Source organism: Pseudomonas sp. SDO55104_S430 (genome assembly GCF_054070595.1).
In genome coordinates this window covers 1-7,551 of the sequence record NZ_JBSVXG010000253.1, presented here as the reverse complement: position 1 = coordinate 7,551, position 7,551 = coordinate 1, and the positions used below count along the sequence as shown (strand labels likewise).

4 protein-coding genes are annotated in these 7,551 nt (G+C 63.6%); all 4 read right to left on the bottom strand.

The window, feature by feature from the left end; genetic code table 11:
* Positions 1–88: 88 nt before the first annotated feature.
* Positions 89–3,184 (bottom strand): multidrug efflux RND transporter permease subunit, encoded by a 3,096-nt coding sequence (locus tag ACW9JE_RS26615; protein ID WP_457434446.1) that lies wholly within the window; start codon positions 3,182–3,184, stop codon positions 89–91.
* Between the two features lie 15 nt (positions 3,185–3,199).
* A complete protein-coding gene (locus ACW9JE_RS26610) occupies positions 3,200–4,357 on the bottom strand; it encodes an efflux RND transporter periplasmic adaptor subunit (protein WP_457434445.1) in 1,158 nt (385 codons plus the stop codon).
* A gap of 243 nt (positions 4,358–4,600) precedes the next feature.
* The gene (locus ACW9JE_RS26605) at positions 4,601–5,884 is read right to left on the bottom strand and encodes an NAD(P)/FAD-dependent oxidoreductase (protein ID WP_457434444.1); all 1,284 of its coding nucleotides are present in this window, start codon (positions 5,882–5,884) and stop codon (positions 4,601–4,603) included.
* A gap of 52 nt (positions 5,885–5,936) precedes the next feature.
* The gene (locus ACW9JE_RS26600; RefSeq protein ID WP_457434443.1) at positions 5,937–7,427 is read right to left on the bottom strand and encodes an aldehyde dehydrogenase; all 1,491 of its coding nucleotides are present in this window, start codon (positions 7,425–7,427) and stop codon (positions 5,937–5,939) included.
* Positions 7,428–7,551: the final 124 nt, after the last annotated feature.

Here is a 7,551-nt window from a genome sequence, read left to right as displayed (position 1 = left end):
CAACGATAACGCGGGGCATCAGGTTTCCCGCATCATCGTTGACGACCATCGCGAGCATGCTCGCTCCTACAGGGGGTGGTGGTGTTGATTAGATTTGCTTTCGTCTGCGAACGAGCTTCATCACCACCACAAAAAACACCGGTACGAACACCACCGCCAGCGTCGCCGTAATCATCCCGCCAATCACCCCCGTGCCGATCGCTTGCTGGCTCGCCGAGCTTGCACCCGTGGCGATGGCCAGCGGCACGACGCCGAGGATGAAGGCCAGGGAGGTCATGACGATCGGGCGCAAGCGCAGGCGCGCGGCTTGCAGGGTGGCGTCGATCAGGTCGTGGCCTTCGTCGTACAGGCTCTTGGCGAATTCGATGATCAGGATCGCGTTCTTCGCCGACAGGCCGATGATGGTGATCAGTCCGACCTTGAAGAACACATCGTTGGGCATCCCGCGCAACGTCACCGCCTGCACCGCGCCGAGCACGCCCAAGGGCACCACCAGCAACACCGAGGTCGGAATCGACCAGCTCTCATACAGCGCCGCCAGGCACAGGAACACGATCAGCAGCGACAACCCCAGCAGAATCGGCGCCTGACTGCCGGACAACCTTTCCTGCAACGACAACCCGGTCCATTCCTGGCCCAATCCCGCCGGCCCAAGCGCCACCAGCCGCTCGATCTCCGCCATGGCTTCCCCGGTGCTGTGTCCCGGTGTCGGCTCGCCGGAAATGCTGATCGCCGGATAACCGTTGTAACGCGTCAACTGCGCCGGCCCCAGGGTCCATTTGGCCTGGACGAAGGCAGACAGCGGGACCATTTTTCCCTCGCTGTTACGCACGTGCATTTTCAGCAGATCGTCGACCTGGCTGCGCTGATCACCCTCGGCCTGGACCACCACCCGTTGCATGCGCCCCTGATTAGGGAAGTCGTTGATGTAAGTCGAACCCACGGCGGTGGACAGCATGCTGCCGACATCGGCAAAGGACACGCCCAGGGCATTGGCCTGCTTGCGGTCGACGATCAACTGCACCTGCGGCGCTTCGGCCAGGGCGCTTTCGCGCACGTTCATCAGGATCGGGCTCTTCTCGGCAGCCGCCAGCAACTCGGTGCGCGCCTGCATCAACGTGGCATGGCCGAGGCCGCCGCGATCCTGCAGGCGGAACTCGAAACCGCTGGAGGTGCCCAGACCATCCACCGGCGGTGGCAGCACGGCAAAAGTCACGGCGTCCTTGATCTGGCTCAGGGCGATGTTGGCGCGGTCGGCAATGGAGCTCGCCGAATCGTCGCTGCCACGCTGGGACCAGTCCTTCAAGGTGGTAAACGCCAGCGCCGCGTTCTGCCCGTTGCCGGAGAAACTGAAGCCGAGAATCACCGTGCTGTCGCCCACGCCGGGTTCCGTGGCGTTGTGCGCTTCGATCTGCTCGACCACCTGCACCGTGCGGTTCTTGCTCGCGCCGGGCGGCAGCTGGATGTCGGTGATGGTGTAACCCTGATCCTCGACCGGCAGGAACGAAGAGGGCAGGCGGCTGAAGCACAGCCCCAGGCCGATCAGCAGCAGACCGTAGATCAACAGGTAACGACCGCTGCGTTTCAGCGCGTAAGCGACCCAGCCCTCATACCGCTCGGTCAGTCGGTCGAAACCACGGTTGAACCAGCCGAAGAACCCGGTCTTTTCATGATGCTCACCCTTGCCGATCGGCTTGAGCAGCGTCGCGCAGAGCGCCGGGGTCAGGGTCAGGGCGAGGAAGGCCGAGAACAGGATCGAGGTGGCCATCGACAACGAGAACTGCCGGTAAATCACTCCTACCGATCCCTGCATGAAGGCCATCGGAATGAACACCGCCACCAGCACCAGGGTGATGCCGATGATCGCCCCGGTGATCTGCTTCATCGCCTTGCGCGTGGCCTCCTTGGGCGACAGGCCTTCGGTGGCCATGATCCGCTCGACGTTCTCCACTACCACAATCGCGTCGTCCACCAGAATGCCGATGGCCAGCACCATGCCGAACATGGTCAGCACGTTGATCGAAAAGCCCAGCGCCAGCATGGTCGCGAACGTGCCCATCAACGCCACCGGCACGACAAGCGTCGGAATCAGCGTGTAGCGGATGTTCTGCAGGAACAGGAACATCACCGCGAACACCAGCACCATCGCTTCGAGCAGGGTGTAGACCACCTTGGTGATCGAGACCTTGACGAAAGGCGAGGTGTCGTAAGGGATCTTGTATTCGACATTGGCCGGGAAGTAGCGCGACAGCTCATCCATCTTCGCCCGCACCAGCGTCGCGGTGCTCAGGGCGTTGGCGCCCGGCGAGAGTTGCACGCCGACTGCGGTGGACGGCTTGCCGTTCAGGCGCGTGCCGAACTGGTATTCCTGGCTGCCGATCTCGACCCGCGCCACATCGCCGACGCGCACGGTGGAGCCGTCGGGATTGGCCTTGAGCACGATGTCGGCGAACTCTTCGGGGCTCGACAGCTGACCCTTCACCAGAATGGTTGCGGTGATTTCCTGGGTGCTGCGGGTCGGCAGGTCGCCGATGCTGCCCGCCGAGACCTGAGCATTCTGCGCGACGATGGCGGCGTTGACGTCCGCCGGAGTCAGGTTGAAACCGATCAGCTTCTGCGGGTCGATCCAGATGCGCATGGCCCGTTCGGCGCCATACAGCTGGGCCTTGCCGACCCCGTCCAGGCGCTTGATCTCGTTCATCACGTTGCGCGCCAGGTAGTCGCTGAGCGCCACGTCGTCGAGCTTGCCGTCAGTGGAAGTCAGGGTGATCAGCAGCAGGAAACCGGCGGAGACTTTCTCCACCTGCAGACCCTGCTGGTTCACCGCCTGCGGCAGGCGCGACTCGACGACCTTCAGGCGGTTCTGCACATCCACCTGGGCCAGTTCCGGGTTGGTGCCCGGCTGGAACGTCGCCTTGATCGTGGCGCTGCCGAGGCTGCTCTGGGACTCGAAATACAGCAGGTGATCGGCGCCGTTGAGCTCTTCCTCGATCAGGCTGACCACGCTCTCGTCCACGGTCTGCGCCGAGGCGCCGGGGTACACGGCGTAGATTTCGACTTGCGGCGGCGCGACGTCGGGGTATTGCGCCACCGGCAACTGCGGAATGGCCAGGACACCGGCCAGCAGAATGAACAGGGCGACCACCCAGGCGAACACCGGGCGGTCGATAAAGAACTGCGGCATAAACAAGCGTCCTGCTTATTGACCAGAAGCCTGGGCAAGTGGAAGAGGGGAGTCGTCGATCTGCACTTTGTCGCCGGGGCGGGCGTGCTGCAGGCCTTCGATGACGATGCGGTCGCCCGGCTTCAAGCCGCCGGTGACCACCCAACGGTCGTTCTGCACCGCGCCCAGTTCGACCGGTTGCTGGCCGACCCGCTGTTCGTCGTCGAGCAGCAGCACCTGTGCGATGCCGGCGCTGTCACGCTGGATCGCCCGCTGCGGCACGCTGATGCCTTGCTGGTTGACCGCCTGTTCCAGACGCACCCGCACGAAGCTGCCGGGCAGCAGGTCGAGGTCGGGGTTGGGGAATTCGCTGCGCAGGATGATCTGGCCGGTGCCGGGATCGACCGTGATGTCGGTGAACAGCAGCTTGCCCGGCAGCGGATAGAGGCTGCCGTCGTCCTGGATCAGCGTGGCCTTGGCCTGGCCCTGGCCGACGGCTTCCAGCTGGCCGGAGCGGAAGGCCCGGCGCAGGTCATTGAGCTCGCGGGTCGACTGGGTGAGGTCGGCGTGGATCGGGTTCAGTTGCTGGATCAGCGCCAGCGGGGTGGTTTCGTTCTGCCCGACCAAGGCACCTTCGGTGACCAGCGCACGGCCGATGCGCCCGGAAATCGGTGCGGTGACGGTGGCGTAACCCAGGTTGAGTTTCGCCCGTTCCACGGCGGCCTTGTTGGCGGCGACTTCGGCGACGGTCTGGCGCGCCAGTGCCCGCGCATTGTCGTATTCCTGGGCGCTGATGGCCTTGTCGTCGATCAACTGGGCGTAGCGCTGCTCCTGAAGTCTGGCCTGAAACGCATTGGCCTCGGCCTTGCGCAACGCCGCTTCGGCGCTGTCCAGATCCGCCTTGAACGGCGCCGGGTCGATGCGAAACAGCACATCGCCCTGTTTCACGTCGCTGCCTTCGCGAAAGGTCCGTTGCAGGACCACACCGGCGACCCGGGCCCGCACTTCGGCGATGCGCGGCGCGACGATGCGCCCGCTCAGCTCGCTGCTGATCGACAGCGGATGGGCCTGGATGGTTTCGATGCGCACGGTGGGCGGTGGCGCCGACTCTTCGGCGGTCGAGGCCTTGTCGCAGGCGCTCAGGGTCAAGGCCAGCGTCAGGAGACCGAGCTTGGCAAGCAGATGGTTTGACATGAAATACCCCAATAGTGACCCCGGCATGCTACTGGGCGGGAGGCTTTGGAGCGGTGAAGCTTTGTTGGTGCTGTGTGAAATTGTGTAAGGGTTTTGCTCAGGTTTGGGTGAGGGCGTATATCCTGCATGTCTTGAATTCTTCAGCGTCTGGTCGGGCCTGTTCGCGGGCAAGCCTCGCTCCTACAGAAATCTGGGGCAAAAAACCGGTGGCATCCACAGGGATAACCACCGGCGAGGTAACGCTTAGATCCCGAACCGATCGCGCAACGCGTAGTACGCCGCGCCCATGGCGGTGAGCGGAGCCTGGAAGGTGCGGCCGCCGAGCATCGGCATGTGTGGCAGGGAGGCGAAGGCGTTGAAGCGCTCGGCGTCGCCGCGGATCATTTCCGCGATCAGCTTGCCGGCCAGGTGCGAGCAGGTGACGCCGTGACCACTGTAGCCCTGCATGTAGTAGGCGTTCTTCTCGATACGGCCGAATTGCGGCATGCGCGACATGGTCAGCAGGAAGTTGCCGGTCCAGCGGTAGTCGATCTTCACGTCCTTCAATTGCGGGAAGGTCTTGAGGATTTTCGGGCGGATCAGTTGCTCGATGTCGTCCGGCTCGCGGGCGCCGTAGACCACACCACCGCCGTACAGCAGACGGTTGTCGGCGGTCAGGCGGAAGTAGTCGAGCAGGTAGTTGCAGTCTTCGACGCAGTAATTGTTTTTGATCAGGCTGCGCGCAACCTTCTCCGACAACGGCTCGGTGACGACGATCTGCGAACCGCACGGCATGCTCTTGGCGGTGACGCGGTTGTCCAGACCCTGCGGCAGGTAGGCGTTACCGGCGATCAGCAGGTACTTGGCGCGCACCACGCCCTTGGCGGTACGCACGACGTTCGGCTCGCCGTAGGTGATTTCCACCGCCGCCGATTGCTCGAAGATCTGCCCGCCCAGGCCGATGATCGCCGAGGCTTCGCCCAGCGCCAGGTTCAGCGGGTGAATGTGCCCGCCCTGCATGTCGAGCAGGCCACCGACGTAGTTGTCGCAACCCACTTCACGCTTGATGTCGGCCTCGCCGAGCAAAGTCAGATTCTTGTTGCCATAGCGCTCCCAGGTTTTCTTCTGTTCGGCCAGGCCCTTGAGCTGCTTCTTGTTCAGCGCGGCGAAGATGCCGCCCGGGCGGTAGTCGCACTGGATGTCGTAGTGCTGTATGCGCTGACGGATGATGTCGGCGCCTTCGAAGATCATGCTGCCCAGCACCTCGGCGGTCTTGTCGCCATAACGCTCTTCGATCACGTCGACGTCACGGCTGTAGGAGTTGACCAGTTGACCGCCGTTGCGACCGCTGGCGCCGAAGCCGACTTTCGCCGCTTCCAGCACGGTGACCTTGTAGCCGGCTTCGGCCAGGAACAGCGCCGAGGACAGACCGGTGTAGCCGGCGCCGATCACGCAGACGTCGCAATCCACCGCTTGTTCGAGCACCGGGAAATCGCCGGTGAAGTTGCGGGTGGCGGCGTAGTAGCTGTTTACATGTGTTTGCTTCATACGTTTCTCCGATGGCCACCAGCACAACCGGCGGCCGCCGCTTTTATTGTTATTAGAGCTTGATCCAGGTCGCTTTGAGTTCGGTGTACTTGTCGAACGCATGCAGCGATTTGTCCCGACCGTTGCCCGACTGCTTGAACCCGCCGAATGGCGCGGTCATGTCGCCGCCGTCGTACTGGTTGACCCACACGCTGCCGGCACGCAGGCCACGGGCGAAAGTGTGGGCCTTGCTCAGGTTGCTGGTCCACACGCCGGCGGCCAGGCCGAAGATGCTGTCGTTGGCGATTTGCAATGCTTCTTCAGCGGTGTCGAAGGTGATCAGCGACAGTACCGGGCCGAAGATCTCTTCCTGGGCGATGGTCATGGCGTTGGTCACACCGTCGAAAATCGCCGGCTCCACGTACAGGCCGCCGGTGCTTTCCAGCGTGCGTTGACCGCCGGCGATCAGCTCGGCGCCCTGCTGGCGACCGATGTCGATGTAGCGCAGCACGCTGTCCAGTTGACGCTGATCGACCACGGCGCCGACGGTGGTTTCAGGATCGAGGGCATGCCCCGGTTTCCAGGCTTTGAGGGCTTCCACCAGCAGCGGGATGAACTGTTCGCGGATCGAGCGTTCCACCAGCAGACGCGAGCCCGCGGTGCAGACTTCGCCCTGGTTGAAGGCGATGCCGCTGGCCGCCGCCTGGGCCGCCACACGCAGGTCCGGTGCGTCGGCGAACACCACGTGCGGGCTCTTGCCGCCGGCTTCGAGCCAGACGCGTTTCATGTTGCTTTGCCCGGCGTAAATCATCAGTTGCTTGGCGATCGCGGTGGAGCCGGTGAAGGCCAGCACGTCGACGTCCATGTGCAACGCCAGCGCCTTGCCCACGGTGTGGCCGAAGCCCGGCAGCACGTTGAACACGCCCTTTGGAATCCCTGCTTCCAGTGCCAGCTGGGCGATGCGAATCGCGGTCAGCGGCGACTTTTCCGAAGGCTTGAGGATGAACGAGTTGCCTGCCGCCAGTGCGGGCGCGAATTTCCAGCTGGCCATGATCAGCGGGAAGTTCCACGGCACGATGGCCGCGACCACGCCGGCCGGTTCACGGGTGACCAGGCCCAGTTGATCGTGGGGCGTGGCGGCGACTTCGTCGTAGATCTTGTCGATGGCTTCGGCGGTCCAGCGGATCGCATTGGCGGTCGCCGGGATGTCGACGTTCATCGAGTCGCTGATCGGCTTGCCCATGTCCAGGGTTTCCAGCAGCGCGAGTTCTTCGCGGTGGGCCAGGATCAGGTCGGCGAAACGGATCAGGGTGCGCTTGCGTTCGGCCGGGGCGAGATTGCGCCATACGCCCGATTCAAAGGTACGGCGAGCCACCGCTACTGCGGCGTTGGCATCGGCTTCGTCGGTGCTGGCGACGTTGGCCAGGAATCGCCCGTCCACGGGGCTGACGCATTCAAACGTGGCGCCGCTTTGGGCTGCGCAATATTGACCGTCGATGAAGGCACGGCTTTCGATGGTGAGGGACTGGAAGCGTTGTTCCCAGTCGCTGCGGGTCATGGTCATGAGAGTGACTCACACAGAGAAATGGTTGTTTGCCAGTTAAGGCCTGGAATGCAGTCCCCTGTGGGAGCGGGCTTGCCCGCGATGGCGGTGGGTCAGCTACAAAAATGCTGGCTGACAGGGCCTC

Bases quoted from the DNA above. Each gene is read 5' to 3' on its own strand.
- ACW9JE_RS26615 (WP_457434446.1), bottom strand. From the start codon at position 3,184: ATGCCGCAGTTCTTTATCGACCGCCCGGTGTTCGCCTGGGTGGTCGCC.
- ACW9JE_RS26610 (WP_457434445.1), bottom strand. From the start codon at position 4,357: ATGTCAAACCATCTGCTTGCCAAGCTCGGTCTCCTGACGCTGGCCTTG.
- ACW9JE_RS26605 (WP_457434444.1), bottom strand. From the start codon at position 5,884: ATGAAGCAAACACATGTAAACAGCTACTACGCCGCCACCCGCAACTTC.
- ACW9JE_RS26600 (WP_457434443.1), bottom strand. From the start codon at position 7,427: ATGACCATGACCCGCAGCGACTGGGAACAACGCTTCCAGTCCCTCACC.